The organism is Olegusella sp. (genome assembly GCF_057238325.1).
This window is the reverse complement of sequence record NZ_DBHHGF010000009.1, coordinates 19786-37008: the sequence shown is the minus strand read 5'-3', so window position 1 is coordinate 37008 and position 17223 is coordinate 19786. Positions and strand designations below refer to the sequence as shown.

The window sequence follows — 17223 nt, the reverse complement described above, 5'->3', positions numbered from 1 at the left end:
GTTGCAATAAATAAATAGTCGCAATAAATAGGAAGGGCGGGACGCAGCAAATTTTATCGCGAAAGTTTCGTATGCGTGTTAGATGACGACTGCGCAAATGCTAGCCATCTGGTAGAATCAGCCGAGTCACTGGGGTATCGTCCAATGGCAGGACAACGGTTTTTGGTGCCGTGAATGGGGGTTCGAATCCCTCTGCCCCAGCCACTTTTTATTGCGCTTTTGTATGCGCGGCAAAGCCTTGTATCAAAATGTAATTCTTTTAATCCTGTGGTCGCATTTTGCAGGAACGTTTTCGCCGCCCATACGGCAGTCTCTACGCTATAGTAATTTGAAAAGAGAAGTTACCTTGTGCAGCTTCACTTTTAGGATCTGCAAACCCCATACTGGAGGGTCTTGGCATGTCAACAACCGCGATTGTACTCGCTGCCGGCGAGGGAACGCGAATGAAGTCTGCCCATTCCAAAGTTACCCACAAGCTCCTCGACAGGCCGCTGGTCTGGTGGTCTGTGCGTGCGGCGCATCAAGCTGGCGCTGACCGCATTGTGGTCGTTGTGGGAAGTCACAGCCAAGAAGTACGTAATTGCCTTGCTGGTGAAGACGTGATGTTTGTCGAGCAAGTAGAACGTCTTGGCACTGGTCATGCCGTTCGCTGTGTGCGCGATGCGCTTGGTAGCTTTGATGGGCCAGTCGTAGTTTTATCTGGTGATTCTCCGCTGCTGCGCGCTGAAACCATTGTTTCTCTTATTGAGCGCACAAAAACAGAGCATAACGCTTGTACTGTACTTACGATGACGCCTCCCGACCCTACGGGATATGGACGCATTGCCTTTGACGAGGCGGGCAAAGTCCAGGCAATTATTGAGCATAAAGATTGCACTCCTGAGCAGCGTCAGAGTTTGACTGAATGCAACTCAAGCATTTACTGCTTCTGCGGAGGCAGACTTACGGTCAATATTGACAAAATTGGCAACCACAATGTCCAACATGAGTATTACCTCACAGATATGGTGGGCATTTATGTGGACATGGGCGAGCCTGTTTCCTCTGTGCATGTTGATGATTATGCTGAGTTGCTGGGCGTGAACAGCCGTGCACAGCTAGCGGAGGCAAATAAAGCCATGCAGCTGCGTATCAACAATGCGTTGATGGCCGAAGGCGTCTCGATGCTTGATCCTGCGCTTGTCTGGGTAGGCCCCGAAGTGAGCATCGGACGCGATACTACGTTGATGCCTCTGACGATGCTCTGGGGTAATACGCAGATTGGCAAAGATTGTCTCATTGGTCCCAATACGCGCCTTACAGACGTGCAGGTAGGTGATGGCTATATCCTTGAGGATTTTGTTGCCAAGGAAATCAACATTGAGGATGAACTTGATGCCGCACAACCTTCCTAAGTACTTCTTTTACGTTTAGCAATTCAGGTGTTTCGACACCTTGATAAGCAGTTCGTTCGTTGTATCGTCCAAATATTACAAACAGTCGTAGCGCCAGCCACACAGCCCCATCAAGGAGGACAAGTACATGTACGAAGATCTAAGCGCCCCTATGTTTGCCACTAAGGAAATCAAACTTTTTACCTGCAGCGGCAACAAGGGGCTCTCGCAGGAGATTGCCGACATCTTGCACCTTGAGGTTTCTGGTCTCAAGCTCGAGAAGTTTGCTAATGGCGAGATTTATGCTCGTTTTGACGAGTCTGTTCGTGGTGACGAGGTCTTCCTTATCCAGTCTATCGCAGGTAAAAACGTTAATGACCTATTGATGGAGCTGCTCATTGCTACCGATGCGGCCCATCGCGCATCTGCTGCAAGTGTGACGGCCGTTATTCCTCACTATGCCTATGCTCGTCAAGATCGCAAGGCTGCTTCCCGCGAGCCAATTACTGCTCGCCTTGTTGCCAATCTGCTTGAAACTGCAGGTGTTAATCGTGTTATCACTCTTGATTTGCATCAAGGTCAGATCCAGGGATTCTTTGACATTCCTGTAACTCACCTCACTGCCCTTGATCTCTTTGGTAAGTATTATGCCGAGATGGGTGAGGAAAAGGGCTGGGATTGGGAAAACGTTGTTGTTGTTTCTCCTGATGTGGGTCGCGCTAAGGCTGCTAAAAAGCTCTCCGATATGCTGGGCTGCTCGCTTGCTATCGCCCACAAGGGTCGTCCTCGCCACAATGTTTCCGAGGTCATGGCTATCATTGGCGATATTCAAGGCAAGACCTGCATCATTAACGACGATATGATTGATACCGCAGGAACGCTTTGTGGCTCGGTGAGGGAGCTCAAGAAGAAGGGCGCCGGCGACATCTATGTTTGCGCCACACATGGTGTTTTTTCTGGCCCCGCTATTGAGCGTCTTGAAGATGCGCCTATTGAAGAGTGCTGCGTTACCAATGCAATTCCTTGCGAGTATGCAAATAAGGAAGGCTCCAAGATCAAGACGGTCTCTGTGGCCCCTGAGTTGGCCGAAGCAATCTACAAGGTATATACCAATCAGCCGACCTCTACAATTTTTGGTGGCGGCAGCGAGCTATAGGACGCTTTTATGCCCTCTGTTCCAAAAACAATTCGCATAGTCTGTGGTCTGGGTAATCCTGGCGCAGACTATGCGTTTACTCGTCATAGTATTGGCTTTGCCGTAGTTGACCGTCTGGCGGATGACTATGGTGCTCGCTATTGGAAAAGCGAAGCTGGATGTATGGTCGCGCGAATCAAGGTGACGGATGTGTTTGGCGAAACGCGCGAAGTGCTGCTTGCCAAGCCACAGGATTTTATGAATACCAGTGGTGGACCCCTTTCCAAACTTGCACGCTTAAATCATGTGAGTCCCGCGGAGTTGTTGGTAGTGCACGATGAGGTTGATTTAGCGGCGGGCAAGGTTGCTGCCAAGTGGGGCGGAGGTCTTAACGCGCATAATGGCCTGCGTTCAATTGCTGACAAGCTGAGTACACGCGATTTTGGTCGCCTGCGTTGCGGTATTGGTCGTCCTCCTGGAAAAATGGATGTGGCAACTTATGTGTTGCGTCAGCTCAAAGGTACCCAGCTGGAGGAGTTTGAGATGCTTGCCGCCGATGGTGCGGCTTGCGTTGAGCGCTGTTTGAAAGAAGGACTCGCTAAGGTAGCAAAATAAGCTACCAATCTCGAGGTGCCGCGCGTCGCGCTGACTTGAGTCACGCCGTTGGCATCTACATCCCATGGCATCTACGAAAGCGATGCTCATGCCCCGATCCCATAAATGTATCAAAGCGTGACATATATACAACTCTATTGGGAGTTTGTGGGAACAAGTACGCATCTGTTTGTAGTATCAAAGAAACATAGGTTTTGGTTCTAAGGGGATGTGATGTCGCTTTTTACCAGGGATGCTACAGCCAAGCTTGCAGCTGCAGATTTTCACAGCACAAAGACAATCTTTGAGGCTCCGCGATTTTCTTTTTTGCCTTCCTTTTACCAAGATGAGAAGAATAAAAAATGGGCAGTTGTTCTTAAAGGAATGCCTGCAGCAATTCATAGCTACGCAGATATCGTGGATTGTCAAGTTATTGAAAATGAGGCCTTTGATAGTAAAGGGGCCGATCAAAAGGCACTTTTCAAAAAGATTCTTATGAATCCCGCGCTCGTTTCAAAGGCAAATGCAAGTAAAAATGGAAAGTACTGCACGTCCATGCATGTGGTATTGCAGGTACTAGCAGCAAATGGTGAAGTTTCGACCCTTGGAGTTCCCCTCGTGCAAAAAGAAGTGCGACGTGATTCTTCTACCTATGAGATGATTAAGCAGGTTGCCAAGAAAATGAGAGACGATTTTCTTGCAATGAAAGAAGCAGGTCAAGCTTAAATTCTGAACTTTGATTTTGGAAAACTACAGCTGTGATGTAGTTCTCGCGAGGCGCTATGAGTGATGGAAAGATTCCAGCGTTTGACTACGCTTTGGAAAACATAAAAAACTACATTGAGAAGTTTGAACTCAAAGCTGGAGATCGCCTACCTTCTGAGCGCGATATGTGCCTTGAATGGGGTGTCTCGAGGACTGCATTGCGCAGTGCTATTCAGTTTTTGGTAGAAGCACATACCCTAGAAAGCAGAGGTGGATCCGGTACATATGTGGCGCCTGTTCGTCCTGTGTCGTATACAGGTCGAGCTGGTTTAGTTGGCTTTAGTGACAACGTGCGCGCGGTGGGTAAATCGCCAGCATCCGTTCTTCTTCATGCAGAAATACTGCCTGCGAGTCCTCATGTAGCAAAAAAATTGCGCATTAACCCTAGCGATTTAGTTTTCTATTTACATAGGTTGCGCCTTGTTGATGGTTTGCCTTGTATGGTCGAAAAAACCCAAGTGAACTATGCAATGTGCCCTGGAATAGAGAAGCATGATTTTGCATCGGAGTCGCTCTTTGATGTGCTCAAGACAAACTACGGAATTTATGTTGCACATGGTGAGGACCGTATTTCAATTACTCGAGCAGATACGCAGGAAGCAGAGCTGCTTGATATAGCTGTTGATGAACCGGTCTTTTTTGAGACGGGAACAGCTTGGATGGATGATGAAAGGCGTTTTGAGTACTACAAGTCAGTCATTCGTCCCGATCGTTATAGCTTTGTATCTGAAGCCGAAGACAGCCGTTATGTGATGGCAAAAACGTCGAGGACGGTACGCAATGACTGAGACATTCAAGCCACATCAGCCTATGTACCTGCAGCTTCGGGAATTGATCCGTACAAAGATTGAAGAGGGTGAATACCAACCCTACGACAGCATCCCTTCAGAAAATGAGCTTGCAGCCGAGTTTAATACCACGCGCCCTACTGTTCGTAATGCTGTAGATGCGCTAGTAGAAGAAGGACTCTTGCGCCGCGTGCAAGGCAAGGGCGTCTATGTGGTTGATCGCTCTCAAGAATTGGTGGAGTCACAGAAGGTTCGTGGCTTTCGTGAAGGCATAAGTGCGCAAAACGCTGTGCCAACGGTAAAAATTCTTTCGAAGAATCGTCGTCCTGCAGGGGAATATTATGCGCGGCTTTTCTCAATTCAGGCAGACGATATGGTGCTTGTGGCCCGGCGGTTGAACTATGTGAACAATGTTCCCATTTCCATTGAACGTACAGTAATCCCTCTGCCTATATTTCCTGAAATCGAAAAAATTGATATAGCGCTTTTCTCACTCTATGATGCGTACGCCCTTTTTGGACATCCTATTGCGCAGGCAGTTGAACGACTTGATATGGTGAGACTTACGGCACGCGATGCACGATTTCTCGAGATGAAAGAAAACCAACCCGTTATGGTTTATGACTGCATCAGTTATGACGAAACGGGAGCCGCAATGGAGCACTCGCGTATGTTGCGTCGGGGCGATAGGGCTTCTTATGCCGTTGTTTACTAATAATTCCATATACCACTTATCGTAAATTTAATACCACTAACCCAATCGCTCTGCTTTTTGTCAAAAGTGGTCTTATAAAACATTATCTTGTAAAAAAGTGGTTCTTAGAAACATGCAACATGTTTCTATAGCCTTATGTTCACGCCACACATATAAAGGGAGATTCACCATGAGGGAAAGTGCAACGGTGGAAATCATGAACTTTGATCAAGAAGGCTATCTGAGCGATGGCAAGCAGCTATACGAAATCGGAAAGAAGATGAAAGCGCTTGCCGATAAGGTTTGTGATGAAGGTTTTGATCACTTATTTCTGCTGGGTGTTGGGGGTACTTGGGATGAATTTTTGCGTCTCCAATATCTCATGAACAAGTATGCGGACGCTGAGTATCAAGTACATCTTCTTCACGCAGCTGAGTGGAATGTTGTTGGTGACAAGTTTATGACCGACAAGTCAGTAGTTTTTACTTCTTCTGAGTCGGGTACCACTCCCGAAGTACTCCAAGCAGTAAAGAAAATGAAAAAGCAGGGCGTGCGTATTTATGCCATGACAAATCCCGAAGGACCCATTGGACAGGCGGTTGGTGCTGAAAACTGCATCATGATGGAAAACGACCACGCTACTGGTGGTTGCGAAAAAGGTTATTACCTTGCCGATTGCTTTGGCCTGCGTATCCTTAACCGCCAGGGCTTCTTCCCAAAGTACGATCAATTTATCGAGCAGACCAAAGGTATTTGGCAGGTACTGCTTGATATTCGCAAGGCCTTTGAACCCAAAGCTGAAGCCTTTGCAAAAAAATATGCCTTGGCTCCTTACACTATGTTTATCGGTTCGGGTGCTTTGTGGGGAGAAACGATTCTTTTTGCCATGTGTATTCTTGAAGAGATGCAGTGGAAGCGTACACGCTATATCAGTTCCGCAGACTTCTTCCATGGGACTCTTGAATTGGTAGAGCCTGGTATGCCCGTAGTTTTGTTCAAGGGCGAAGATGAATGCCGCGCCCTTGATGAGCGCGTAGAAGCCTTTCTCAAGAGTGGCCGTACGGGTGATACGGATATTACCGTTATTGATACGGCTGAGTATGGCGTACCTGGACTTGATGATGACTTCCGCACGATTATTTCGACATATATTATTTCCGTGCTGTCTACCGATCGTTTGGCGCGCTACTACGAGACAGTAACAAAACACAATCTCAAATATCGTCGTTACTATCATCAGTTTGCTTACTAAGACAATGCTGGTGTCAACTCACTTTGGAGATTTACAGGCATGAGTAGAAAGTACGTAATTGCATCACATGCGCATTTTGCTGCGGGCATCTATGAAAGTCTCTGTCTTTTGGCGGGAGAACGAGATGACGTCTATATCCTCAATGCTTTTGTCGATGGAAACGATGATATTGCTTCAGCAGCAGTGGAGTTAGTTGATTCATTGCCATGCACCGATGATGTGGTTGTGTGTACTGATCTCTTTGGAGGCAGCGTCAACAATGAGTTCACCAAATTGATGCTCTCTCGCCCCAATGTCTATTTGATGTCAAATATGAACCTTCCTCTACTGCTTACCTTGTTTTTTGCGGATGCAGAGGAAGACACGGATGCATTGTTGCGTAAGCTCGCTCATGATGATTCGCTGCATCCTGTGTACTGCAACGATGCAGTTTCAGGCGTGGATACCGAGGATGAAGACTTCTAACGTCAGGGCAAGAGGTGCGAGCAAGAGGGAGGGAATTCAATGATTTTATTGACACGAGTTGACCATAGGTTGCTACATGGCCAGATTGCCGTTTCTTGGGTACAGGGTATGCATGCGAACTGCATCTTTTGCGTTGGTGACCATGTGGCAAACGATCCTATCTGGAGGACCACTCTCAAGCTTGGCAAGCCTGCAGGTTGCAAACTGGTAATCAAGGATATGGCGCATGCAATTGAGGCAATCAATTCTGGCGTTACAGATAAGTATCGTATGTTGATCTGCTTGCAGACTATTGCAGAAGCAAAGCAACTTATCGATGGCTGTCCTCAAATCAAAAGTTTGAACTTAGGTAATACAAAGGCTACGGCGACCACACGCGAAGTGGCGCGTCAAGTCTTTTTGGAACCCGAAGAAGAAGAGATTTTGCGTCAGCTGGTAGACCAAGGAGTGGAGGTGGAAATACGTCCGCTTGCAGATGACCCAAAAATCGAGATTCAAAGTGTTCTGTAACTAGTTAAAAGTTTGAAAATCTAGCAACGGAAAGGATTGGAGGAGAAGATGCTTTTGCAAGCCATTTTGGTCGGCTTAGTTGCTGCCCTTGCAAATATGGACTATCAGTTTGGCACGCTTTATGCATTTAGGCCACTGATTACTTGTCCTCTTGTTGGTCTCGTTCTGGGAGATTTGCCCACAGGATTGGCGATTGGCGCAAGCCTTGAGCTGCTCTTTATGGGAAACATCTCTATTGGCGCTTATGTTCCCCCTGATGAAAAAGTTGGCAGTGTCCTTGCGTGCGCTTTTGCTATCACGCTTGGCAAGGGCACTGAGGCGGCAATCGCTCTCGCAATGCCTATTGCAGTGTTGTCGTTATCTATCAACAACATCATCAATGCCTTTATGCCTGTTTTGGTTGATCGTGCAGAGGTATATGCAAAGCAAGGCAATTTAAATGGTATCTATGCGATGCACTGGATTATTGGTCTTGCAGGCGTTGTGAAGAACTTCTTGCTTGTTTCTCTTGCCTTCTATCTTGGTGCGGATGCCATTCAGGGCGTACTTAACTGGATTCCCGAGTTCATTCTTACTGGTTTTGGCGTTGCAGCAAACATTCTTCCGGCAATGGGTTTTGCAATGCTTGGTCGTTTGGTACTTAAGAAGGAAAATCTACCTTTCTACTTCTTGGGTTTCTTGCTGGCATCGTATATGGGCGTTCCTGCTTTGGGCGTTGCCCTTATTGCCATCATTATTGGTATCGAAAAATTTAACCTGCTTGGTGTTGCCACTGACAATCAGCTAGCCGTAGAAGGAGATGACGACGATGACTTCTGATGCAGTAAATAACAATCTGCAGACTGCAGATGATCAGTACAAGATCACTAAAGATGACCTCATTAAGTCATCCCTTAATCTAGGCTCCTTGGGTATGGAGTTCTCTTGGACCTACTACAAGCAGATGAATCTTGCGTTTTGCTTGATGGTTGCAGGTATGCTCAAGAAGATTTATCACGATCGTCCTGAGGATTATGCAAAAGCGCTCACTCGCCATGCGGCATTCTTTAACATCACTGTGCAGTTTGCTCCTTTTGTTGGCGGCATTGCTATGGCAATGGAAGAGCGTATTGCTCGTGGCGAAATTGAGCCTGAGGCGGTTAACGATGTTAAAGCTGCTCTCATGGGTCCGCTGTCGGGCATTGGTGATTCTATCTTCCTGACAACTATTCGTGTCATTGCTGCCGCAGTTGGTATTTCGCTTTGCCAAGCGGGCAATGCTTTTGGTCCCCTTGTTTTCCTGTTGATTTACAATATCCCTGCGTTTTGGCTGCGTGTGTGGGGTGTCCAGAAGGGTTATACCGTAGGTGTTAGCTTTTTGGAAAAGGCGTCCGAAAGCGGTCTGATGCAAAAGGTCATCATGGCCGTAAGTATTGTCGGTGTCATGGTAATTGGTGCAATGACAAAAGACATGTTCTGGGCGACTATTCCTGTCCAAATTGGTACTGCTGCAGAAGGCGCAGATCCCACTACGATTCAGACTGTGCTTGATGGCATTATGCCAGGTACTGTTGGTTTGATTGCTTTCTGGCTGTACTATTGGCTGCTTTCTAAAAAGATTAATCCCATGTGGTTGATCTTGGGCACTATGGTCTTAGGTGTTGTTGGTGCCTACTTTGGATTCCTTGCCTAAAGGTTGGAAAGTTAAGCTACTTTTGGTTTTGCATAGGCGGTGACTCTTTTGGGCCATCGCCTTTTTCATAGACACACATAGACCCAAAACTCAGATGGTTCATCTTTCGAATTTTTGAAAAATATGACCTGCAGTTGGGCTTACTTACCCCGAAACTTGAACCATCTATGGGTATATTCCTAAAAATGGCAATCATGCGATTCGCTTTGGACATCAATGCAGCATTTTCAGACCCCTCTTCGCTCTAATGTACGATATGCGCCATTGCCTCTTTTTTATATTGCAACATTTCTGCTGGTAGAAAGCCTGTTTTGAAAGACGGCTATTTTCCCGTGTTCTGCCGCATCTTTTGGTTTTAGCAAACTGGCTGCTAGACGACGTATGTCTATACTTCCAATATAAATATATTATTCAATATCAGCTCTAAATGGCGCATATCGGCTCTCAGAGCGAAGAGGGGTTTGAAAACACGCTTCATAGCGATAGAGAGACGAAAAATTTGCCAGTACAGGCAGCTGGGTACCTGATGTGGTGAGTGAAATCGCCTAGGGTGTATACCTTAGTTGAACTCGATTTTTTTATGATCTGGGGTAAAGCGCTCAGAGGAGGCGTTTTTGGTAGGATTCCGATCGAAAACGCCTCCTCGGGGCTAAAATTTTTAACTAACCAGATGTGCTCAAGTAAATCAAGGAAAAAACATGGCGGGCACCTTCTTTGGCGTACCTTTATAGCGCACCTTCGCCTATGTGTGGCAGCTCTTAGCAACATATAGAAAAACTGAGCATGAACATGAAAGTGCTGAGGCTGCTGTATGGTGCTTAAAAGTTTACCTGCGCATGTGGGTCGTGGACTCGCGGGAGATGAGTTCGGTTTGCAGGAGCATAGACGATACGCCCGACGATGTGCCACGAAGTCTTTCCAACATTAAAGTGCAGGCTGAATATCCCATTTGATAGCGTGGTTGAGCAATGGTGGTGATAGACGGTGTGAGCATCATCGAAGACTCAATATTGTCAAAACCAACTACAGCGAGTTCTTCAGGGATTTTGATGCCCATTTTGAGTGAGGCACGAATAACAGCAGCTGCATATACATCAGAGCAGGTAAAGATGCCATCGGGAATTTCATCCAAACCAAAGAGGTGGCTTGCTGCCGAATATGCAAGTGCATAACTATTGTCAGGAAGCTGCATGGTGTACTCGGGGCGGAGCTGTAGTCCATGCTCATCGAGCGCCTCAACAAAACCTCGGTAGCGCTCGCGTGTGTATTTGTACGTCTCGGGGCCCCTCATGATCGCTAGCCGCTCGCACCCACAGCTCACAAGACAATCAACCGCTTTTTTTGCGGCCATTCGGTCATCGATACTGATGAATGGCAAATCTGCTGCAGGAGTGTATTCGGCACACTGTACTACAGGAAATTGCTTGTCGAGTTCAACGAGAAATTCTGCATCAGTAGGACAGAGCATGATGACTCCTGATGCGTTGCAAGCTTCTAGCGCTGCTATGAAGCGCTCAAAGCTGCCACTAGCAGGGGCTTCATAGCGGACAAGAATCTCGCTACCTGCCATACGCGCGGCATCTTGGGCACCATGAATAATCTCACTATAAAAAGGGTTATCAAACCAAGGTATACACATAACAATGGGCCCGCGCGGTGTACGAGTAACTCCGCGTGCTGGAACTTCGTAGCTGTAGCCAAGACGCGCCATGGCCGCATGAACGTTACGTGCGGTTGCAGGGTCGACAATATCAGGGTGGTGCATAACACGAGAGACGGTCGCTGGGGATACTTGGGCCTCTTTTGCCAGCTGTGAGACCGTTACTTTTTTTGCTGCCATGACGGATTCCTTCGTCTGAACAGATGAGATGAGAAAATTTTCAGCTTCTATCTTTACATAAGAAGAAGCTCAAATTGCCCAGAATCTTTCATTTAGATGAAAATTATGAAAATAAACCATTAACAGTAAAAAATAAGCCGTTTAGCGATGAAAACGTGAAAAGTAATGAAAAGATATTCAAGATAAATGAAACAAAAGAGTCAATGTTTCATGAAACGTGTTCATGAGGATGGGAGAGTTTATGCTGAAGGTAGGAGTTATCGGATGCGGACGTATTGCTCAAACTCGCCATCTACCTGAATATGCCGCCCGTAAAGATGTCGAGGTAGTGGGTGTATTTGATCAAAATTCCGCCCGTGCAGAAGAGGTGGCTAAGCAATTTGGCGCTCAGGCATACTCCAGTGCAGAAGAGCTCATTGCGGACAAGCAGATCGATGCTGTAAGTATTTGCACTGCCAATGAAACGCATGCAGAACTTGCAATTGCATCCCTTCGTGCGGGCAAGCATGTTCTTTGCGAAAAACCCATGGGTACCACCCTAGAAGAGTGCGAAGCTATGGCAGTAGCTGCACGTGAAACTGGCAATCAGCTGATGGTTGATCAAAACCAACGCATTGCTGTAGCTCATAGCCGTGCTCGCCAGTTGATTGCTGAAGGTCACATTGGAAAGCCGTTGAGCTTTTCTACTACTTTTGCCCATGGTGGCCCCGAAACTTGGAGTGTCACTCCCGGTACTACGAGCTGGTTTTTTGATAAGAAGCGCGCGTCTCTTGGCGCGATGGCGGACCTCGGCGTGCATAAGACCGATTTGATTCAGTATTTGCTTGGCAGTACGGTAGTCGAGGTCAGCGCAAAGATTGCCACACTCGACAAGCGTACCCCCGATGGCGAGCTTGTGAGTGTTGATGACAATGCCCTGTGCATCTATCGCATGAGTGATGGTGTAATTGGCACGATGCGTGCTAGCTGGACTAACTATGGCCCTGAAGACAACTCGACGATTATCTATGGTGATGCAGGCGTCATGCATCTGTATGACGACCCTGACCACACCATTGTGATTGATTTGCGCGATGGCACGCGTGAGCTCTATGACCTTGATGCCATCCAAACCAATGACAATCAAACTTCCTCAGGCATTATCGATGCTTTTGTCGAAGGCATCACAGATGGCACGGGTCCTCTTATTTCTGCAGAGAGCGTATTGCCCGCAATGAGAGCAGTGTTTGCTGCAGTTGAATCTAATCGCCTTGGTAAGGCCATTCAGCTTTAACACAAAGTACCAATAGCGCGAGAAGGGAGCAAAGCTTTATGAAACTAGGAATGCTCACTGCAATCCTTGATGATTACAGCTATGAAGAAGCAATTGATGCTGCAGCTGCATTGGGCTATGAATGTGTAGAGGTTGCATGTTGGCCCCAGGGCAAGGCAGAGCGACGTTACGCAGGTACGTCTCATATTGATGCGGAGCGCATACTCGTTGATGACGCTTATCGCGATCATGTAAAAAGCTATGCGGCCGAGAAAGACATTGAACTTTCGGCTTTGGGTTATTACCCCAATGTGCTTGACCCCGATCCATATCGTCGCGAGGTGTTTGTTGCTCATTTGATGGCGCTTATCCATGCTGCGTCGCGTTTGGATGTACCTGTTGTGACCACCTTTATTGGTCGAGATCAAAAGCTCAATGTTGAGGAAAACCTTGAGCTCGTAAAGCAGGTCTGGCCAGTGATTATCAAAGCAGCCGAGGATGAGGGTATCAAGATTGCTATTGAAAATTGCCCCATGCTTTTTGGTCCTGACCAGTGGCCAGGAGGTCAGAATCTCTTTACTTCCCCTGAGATGTGGAAGCGTATTTTTGAGATCCTTCCATCCAAAAATCTTGGTATTAACTTTGATCCCTCGCACTTTGTGTGGCAGCAGCTTGACTACGTCCGTGCTGTTAGGGAATTTGGCGACAAGATCTTCCACGTGCACTTTAAAGACATCAAGCTCCTTCCTGATGAGCTGGCGCGCGTAGGCGTACTTGCCTATCCGCTGGAGTACATGGTCCCCAAGCTTCCTGGTCTTGGCGATGTTGACTGGGGCAGTTTTGTCTCTGCCTTAACTGAGGTGGGCTATGACGGTCCTGCTTGTGTAGAGATGGAAGACCGCGCCTTTGAGAGTAGCCGCCAAAAAGTAATCGATAGTCTCACACTGGCACGTCGTTACATGTTGCAGTTTGTCATTTAGGAATCATGCCTCCATCGAGGATGGAGGCTTAAAGGGGCAGGGATTGGCCCTGCGATGATTGGCAGCAATGCTGACGAAAAGGAGAGAGAAATGATCCAACTTAACCGTCGTACATTCTTGGCAGGCGCAATGGGCACAACTCTTGCTACGGCACTTGTAGCTTGCGGATCATCCAATACCGCAAGCAACGGCTCTGCTGCGGGTAGCTCGGCTGCTGGCTCGGGCAAGCATATTTATGTTTTGACCCCTTCCGAGGACCATGGCTGGACTGGTTCTGTCGCTACTTTTGCAAAGGCAAAGATCGAGGAGGTTAATAAGGCTGGTGCATACGAGGCTGAGCTTATTACTTCCGACAGTGCCGCCGACCAGATTAAGCGCGTTGAGGATATCCTTGCGGGCGACACCAGCAAGATTGCAGGCATCGTTATTCAGCCTATGGATGACACACTGCAGGCAACCATTCAGTCCATCGCTGACGCCAAGATTCCTTACGTTGCATTTGACCGCATTATTGATGCTGTTGCCTCTACAGCAGTCTCCAATGTCAAGGGTGATAACCAAGGTATCGGCGCTGGCTCCGCTGCTTGGTTTGTTGAGAATGGCCTTAAGCCCGGTGACGACGTTTACGTCTTTGAGGGCGATACCTCCTCTGTTACTACCCTGCGCAACGAAGGCTTCACCAAGTATCTGACGGGCGACCTTGATTTTGATGGCACCTCTATCGATGGTGCTGCAAAGTGGAGTGAGGACGATCTTAAGCACATCACCAAGTCTGGCGCTACCAACTGGAGCCGTTCTGATACCAAGGCAGATTTTGAATCTTTGCTGGGTGATGAGGCAAACGCAAAGATTAAGTGGTGGTATTGCGAGGATGACGAGCTGGCTATGGGTATCCTCGAGGCTCTCAACGGCGGTGGCATTTCCGATTCTGCCAAGAAGACCTTCTTTGAGCAGAAGCCCTTCATCACTGGTTGCGGTGGCCTTGACGAGCTTTACGAAGTCCTGCGTGGCAACTCCTACCAGGACATCGTTGCCAAGATTGGTGGTCTCATGTCTGTCACCTATTCACCTTCCATGATTCAAACCGCCATCCAGGACCTTATCGACAGTCTTGATGGCAAGGATGTTGAGCAGGATCACGTTATTGAGTGCCACAACGTGACTGCTGAAAACGTTGCTGACTTCAAGTCCTTCAAGTAAGCAGTACGACGCACGACACGGGTGGGGTCCCTCTGCTCCACCCGTGTACTTTTTTTGGGAGGAGAGTGCATGAGCCTACTTGAAATGCGCGGCATCAAAAAAGCATTTAATGGAATCAGCGTGCTTAATGGCGTAGACCTCACGGTGGAACGCGGAGAGGTCCATGCTCTGCTTGGTGAAAATGGAGCAGGTAAATCCACGCTGATGAATATCCTGACGGGAGTATATTCTTCCGATGCAGGTACGGTGAACTTTGATGGCCAAGACCTTACGGGTCTATCAATTCGTGACACCGAAGCTGCAGGTATTGCCTTTGTGCATCAGGAACTCAGTCTATTTAATGACCTCAAGGCCTATGAGAATATCTATCTTGGCAAGGAGTTGGTCAACCGTTTTGGTACATTGCAGCGTCGCCAAATGGCGGATACCGCAGCTGAGCTCTTTGCACGACTGGGTGTAGATATTGATCCCTACGCAGAAGTTTCCGAGCTCAAGACCAGTCAAAAGCAATTGCTTGAGATTGCAAAAGCACTCTTTTTTGATGCGAAACTCCTCATTCTTGATGAGCCGACAACTGCACTCAACAATGAGGAAGTGGAGCATCTCTTCCAGATTGTGCGCAAGCTCAAGGAAAAAGATACAGCATTTGTTTTTATCTCCCATAAAATGCCAGAGATTTTTGAACTCTGCGACAGTTATACCGTCCTGCGCAACGGAAGCTTTGTGACATCAGGCAAGATTGCAGATACAACACCCGCTCACGTGACGGGGCATATGGTGGGCAGCGAACTGCGCCAAGGAGATGTGTATGTGGCTCGTGAGGTGGGCGATATCGTGCTGTCGCTCAAGGATTTTTCGGGCCCAGGATTTGCTCACATCAATCTTGAATTACATCGAGGCGAAGTTGTGGGCTTTACAGGACTGCAGGGGTGTGGGAGCAGCGAACTTATGCAGTGCATGTTTGGTGCAACTTCGCCCACCTCAGGCACAATTGAGGTGAATGGAAAGCGGTTATCTGGTGGATCTATTCATGAGGCAATGCGCTCTGGTATTGCTATGCTTGCCTCAAACCGCAAGGAAAACTCTCTGCTTCCAGACTTGTCGTTGCTTGAGAATATGTATGTCTCCGAGCATGTACTTTCTGCTTGCCACTTCAATATCAAGCATGCAGAAGAAGAGCAAAAGTTTGCCAATTACCGGGAGTCTCTGGGTATCAAATGCAATAGCAGCGAGGATTTGATTACCTCGCTTTCTGGTGGTAATCAGCAAAAAGTTTTTGTGGCACGTTGGCTCGATACGGATGCGCAGGTTTTGCTTTTTGATAACCCCACGCAGGGCATTGATGTGGGTGCCAAGGCAGAAATATACCGGCTCATTCTTGCGCTTGCTGAGCAAGGCAAGACTATCGTCATCAATACGCTTGAGATTCCCGAAATCCGTCAGGTAGCAGATGCCTGCTACGTCTTCTATGAAGGCTCGATTATCAAGACACTTCCTCATCAGGAAATTGAAGAGCATACCGTGATGTTGTATTCCACCAATTCCCTTGCCGCAGAGGTGACGGGTAGCAATAAGATCAAGTGGCAGGAGGAACACTAATGGCAAAAAATACTAAGGGAGGAGCTTTGCTTGGCTCCCTCAAGAAGTACGGCTATATTCTGGTTTTCTTGGTCATCTATCTGGTGTATGCCAGCGCAAGCGGTGGTTTGAGCGTTGCCTCTTCAATGAATATCTTGCGTCATAGTGCAGTTATTGGCAGTGTAGCAATTGGCATGGGATTGATTTGCTTGACAGGTGATATTGACCTGAGCGTGGGTTCTATGCTGGCACTTGTTGCGGGTTTTGCGGTAGTAGTGTTCAATGCTACGGGCTCCATTATTTTGACCCTGCTCTTTGCGCTTGTCTTTGGTGCGTTGCTTGGCTTTATTAATGGTGTGTTGGTGGGCGTGGTAAAGATGCCTGCTTTTATTGCGACTCTTGCGACGATGCTTATTTATCGTTCTCTATCTCAGTATTTTTGCCAGCACCTGCCGGCAGAACTTATTGGCAACGGTAGTTCGGTTTATCGTATGTCTGCAAGCATTCCTTCTTATCAGGGACTCTATGGTTTTGGTAATGGCAAGCTTGGTGTTATCCCCATCGTGGGCATTGTGTTGATTGTGCTGGCTGTTGCCTTTGTATATGTGAGTGGTTTTACTAAATTTGGCAAGAAGATCTATGCCGTGGGATCTAACGCTAAAGCAGCTCAGCTTGCGGGTATTAACGTCGCTCTTATGCGCACGCTTGTCTTTACCCTTTCGGGCGTCTTGGTAGGTTTAGGCGCTTTTCTCTGGATTGCAATGAACGCATCTGCAGATCCTGCAACTACAGGTAGTGGCTACGAGATGTATGCTATCGCCTCTGTTGTTCTTGGCGGCGTAAGCATGGCTGGAGGTCGTGGTACCTTCCTTGGCGTGCTTTTTGGTACGCTTTCCTACGATGTTATTGACAAAATTATTATCGCCCTCAAGATGGATTCTCTTATCAACAATTCAATTAAGGGTGTCATTTTAATTTTGGTTATTCTGATTCAAATTTCAGCCCCCGAAATCCGTGCTTGGTTTGCATCGCGTCGCAAGTCCGCCTAAGGTGAAATACCGCTTCTTAGCTAGGCTTTTTGTTTTCCCACCTCCTCCCTTAGTTTTAGTCATTTTGGGGAGGAGG

General features: G+C 47.5%; 17 protein-coding genes and 1 tRNA gene. 17 read left to right on the top strand and 1 reads right to left on the bottom strand.

What is annotated here, in order from left to right:
- The first annotated feature begins 130 nt into the window (after nt 1-130).
- The 12 genes from ACO5JD_RS07145 (at nt 131) to ACO5JD_RS07090 (ending at nt 9248) form a co-directional block, all read left to right on the top strand.
- Nucleotides 131-204, top strand: a tRNA-Gln gene (locus tag ACO5JD_RS07145).
- 194 nt (nt 205-398) lie between these two features.
- Nucleotides 399-1394 (top strand): bifunctional UDP-N-acetylglucosamine diphosphorylase/glucosamine-1-phosphate N-acetyltransferase GlmU, encoded by a 996-nt coding sequence (locus ACO5JD_RS07140; RefSeq protein ID WP_484988751.1) that lies wholly within the window; start codon nt 399-401, stop codon nt 1392-1394.
- Nucleotides 1395-1521: 127 nt separating this feature from the next.
- Entirely contained in the window at nt 1522-2529 is a 1008-nt protein-coding gene (locus ACO5JD_RS07135) for a ribose-phosphate diphosphokinase (RefSeq protein ID WP_484988749.1), read from the top strand.
- A gap of 9 nt (nt 2530-2538) precedes the next feature.
- Nucleotides 2539-3123, top strand: coding sequence for an aminoacyl-tRNA hydrolase (gene pth / locus ACO5JD_RS07130; protein ID WP_484988747.1), 585 nt, complete (start codon nt 2539-2541; stop codon nt 3121-3123).
- A gap of 213 nt (nt 3124-3336) precedes the next feature.
- A complete protein-coding gene (locus tag ACO5JD_RS07125) occupies nt 3337-3828 on the top strand; it encodes a hypothetical protein (RefSeq protein WP_484988745.1) in 492 nt (163 codons plus the stop codon).
- Between the two features lie 56 nt (nt 3829-3884).
- On the top strand, nt 3885-4655 hold the full coding sequence (locus ACO5JD_RS07120; RefSeq protein ID WP_021626608.1) for a GntR family transcriptional regulator: 771 nt from the start codon (nt 3885-3887) through the stop codon (nt 4653-4655).
- Nucleotides 4648-5370 (top strand): GntR family transcriptional regulator, encoded by a 723-nt coding sequence (locus ACO5JD_RS07115; RefSeq protein WP_021626609.1) that lies wholly within the window; start codon nt 4648-4650, stop codon nt 5368-5370. The genes ACO5JD_RS07120 and ACO5JD_RS07115 overlap by 8 nt, the downstream gene beginning before the upstream one ends.
- A 169-nt stretch (nt 5371-5539) precedes the next feature.
- Nucleotides 5540-6601, top strand: coding sequence for an SIS domain-containing protein (locus tag ACO5JD_RS07110; protein WP_484988743.1), 1062 nt, complete (start codon nt 5540-5542; stop codon nt 6599-6601).
- Between the two features lie 39 nt (nt 6602-6640).
- On the top strand, nt 6641-7066 hold the full coding sequence (locus ACO5JD_RS07105) for a PTS sugar transporter subunit IIA (RefSeq protein ID WP_484988741.1): 426 nt from the start codon (nt 6641-6643) through the stop codon (nt 7064-7066).
- A 39-nt stretch (nt 7067-7105) separates the two neighbouring features.
- Nucleotides 7106-7576 (top strand): PTS sugar transporter subunit IIB, encoded by a 471-nt coding sequence (locus ACO5JD_RS07100; RefSeq protein ID WP_021626612.1) that lies wholly within the window; start codon nt 7106-7108, stop codon nt 7574-7576.
- Between the two features lie 48 nt (nt 7577-7624).
- Nucleotides 7625-8395: a PTS mannose/fructose/sorbose/N-acetylgalactosamine transporter subunit IIC gene (locus ACO5JD_RS07095; protein ID WP_484988739.1), complete on the top strand. Its 771-nt coding sequence runs from the start codon at nt 7625-7627 to the stop codon at nt 8393-8395.
- On the top strand, nt 8385-9248 hold the full coding sequence (locus ACO5JD_RS07090; RefSeq protein ID WP_484988737.1) for a PTS system mannose/fructose/sorbose family transporter subunit IID: 864 nt from the start codon (nt 8385-8387) through the stop codon (nt 9246-9248). The genes ACO5JD_RS07095 and ACO5JD_RS07090 overlap by 11 nt, the downstream gene beginning before the upstream one ends.
- 826 nt (nt 9249-10074) lie before the next feature.
- Here ACO5JD_RS07090 and ACO5JD_RS07085 read toward each other — a convergent pair.
- On the bottom strand, nt 10075-11088 hold the full coding sequence (locus ACO5JD_RS07085) for a LacI family DNA-binding transcriptional regulator (RefSeq protein ID WP_484988735.1): 1014 nt from the start codon (nt 11086-11088) through the stop codon (nt 10075-10077).
- Between the two features lie 241 nt (nt 11089-11329).
- Here ACO5JD_RS07085 and ACO5JD_RS07080 point away from each other — a divergent pair, with 241 nt between their 5' ends.
- The 5 genes from ACO5JD_RS07080 (at nt 11330) to ACO5JD_RS07060 (ending at nt 17147) form a co-directional block, all read left to right on the top strand.
- Nucleotides 11330-12361, top strand: a complete 1032-nt coding sequence (locus tag ACO5JD_RS07080) for a Gfo/Idh/MocA family protein (RefSeq protein WP_484988733.1) — start codon at nt 11330-11332, stop codon at nt 12359-12361.
- A 38-nt stretch (nt 12362-12399) separates the two neighbouring features.
- Entirely contained in the window at nt 12400-13320 is a 921-nt protein-coding gene (locus ACO5JD_RS07075; RefSeq protein ID WP_484988731.1) for a sugar phosphate isomerase/epimerase family protein, read from the top strand.
- 90 nt (nt 13321-13410) lie between these two features.
- On the top strand, nt 13411-14520 hold the full coding sequence (locus ACO5JD_RS07070; protein ID WP_484988729.1) for a substrate-binding domain-containing protein: 1110 nt from the start codon (nt 13411-13413) through the stop codon (nt 14518-14520).
- Between the two features lie 69 nt (nt 14521-14589).
- Entirely contained in the window at nt 14590-16119 is a 1530-nt protein-coding gene (locus tag ACO5JD_RS07065) for a sugar ABC transporter ATP-binding protein (protein WP_484988727.1), read from the top strand.
- Nucleotides 16119-17147 (top strand): ABC transporter permease, encoded by a 1029-nt coding sequence (locus ACO5JD_RS07060; protein ID WP_484988725.1) that lies wholly within the window; start codon nt 16119-16121, stop codon nt 17145-17147. The genes ACO5JD_RS07065 and ACO5JD_RS07060 overlap by 1 nt, the downstream gene beginning before the upstream one ends.
- Nucleotides 17148-17223 lie beyond the last annotated feature (76 nt).

Bases quoted from the DNA above. Each gene is read 5' to 3' on its own strand.
- ACO5JD_RS07085 (WP_484988735.1), bottom strand. From the start codon at position 11,088: ATGGCAGCAAAAAAAGTAACGGTCTCACAGCTGGCAAAAGAGGCCCAA.
- ACO5JD_RS07075 (WP_484988731.1), top strand. From the start codon at position 12,400: ATGAAACTAGGAATGCTCACTGCAATCCTTGATGATTACAGCTATGAA.
- ACO5JD_RS07080 (WP_484988733.1), top strand. From the start codon at position 11,330: ATGCTGAAGGTAGGAGTTATCGGATGCGGACGTATTGCTCAAACTCGC.
- ACO5JD_RS07120 (WP_021626608.1), top strand. From the start codon at position 3,885: ATGAGTGATGGAAAGATTCCAGCGTTTGACTACGCTTTGGAAAACATA.
- ACO5JD_RS07140 (WP_484988751.1), top strand. From the start codon at position 399: ATGTCAACAACCGCGATTGTACTCGCTGCCGGCGAGGGAACGCGAATG.
- ACO5JD_RS07105 (WP_484988741.1), top strand. From the start codon at position 6,641: ATGAGTAGAAAGTACGTAATTGCATCACATGCGCATTTTGCTGCGGGC.
- pth (WP_484988747.1), top strand. From the start codon at position 2,539: ATGCCCTCTGTTCCAAAAACAATTCGCATAGTCTGTGGTCTGGGTAAT.
- ACO5JD_RS07065 (WP_484988727.1), top strand. From the start codon at position 14,590: ATGAGCCTACTTGAAATGCGCGGCATCAAAAAAGCATTTAATGGAATC.
- ACO5JD_RS07125 (WP_484988745.1), top strand. From the start codon at position 3,337: ATGTCGCTTTTTACCAGGGATGCTACAGCCAAGCTTGCAGCTGCAGAT.
- ACO5JD_RS07135 (WP_484988749.1), top strand. From the start codon at position 1,522: ATGTACGAAGATCTAAGCGCCCCTATGTTTGCCACTAAGGAAATCAAA.
- ACO5JD_RS07060 (WP_484988725.1), top strand. From the start codon at position 16,119: ATGGCAAAAAATACTAAGGGAGGAGCTTTGCTTGGCTCCCTCAAGAAG.
- ACO5JD_RS07110 (WP_484988743.1), top strand. From the start codon at position 5,540: ATGAGGGAAAGTGCAACGGTGGAAATCATGAACTTTGATCAAGAAGGC.
- ACO5JD_RS07100 (WP_021626612.1), top strand. From the start codon at position 7,106: ATGATTTTATTGACACGAGTTGACCATAGGTTGCTACATGGCCAGATT.
- ACO5JD_RS07115 (WP_021626609.1), top strand. From the start codon at position 4,648: ATGACTGAGACATTCAAGCCACATCAGCCTATGTACCTGCAGCTTCGG.
- ACO5JD_RS07070 (WP_484988729.1), top strand. From the start codon at position 13,411: ATGATCCAACTTAACCGTCGTACATTCTTGGCAGGCGCAATGGGCACA.
- ACO5JD_RS07090 (WP_484988737.1), top strand. From the start codon at position 8,385: ATGACTTCTGATGCAGTAAATAACAATCTGCAGACTGCAGATGATCAG.
- ACO5JD_RS07095 (WP_484988739.1), top strand. From the start codon at position 7,625: ATGCTTTTGCAAGCCATTTTGGTCGGCTTAGTTGCTGCCCTTGCAAAT.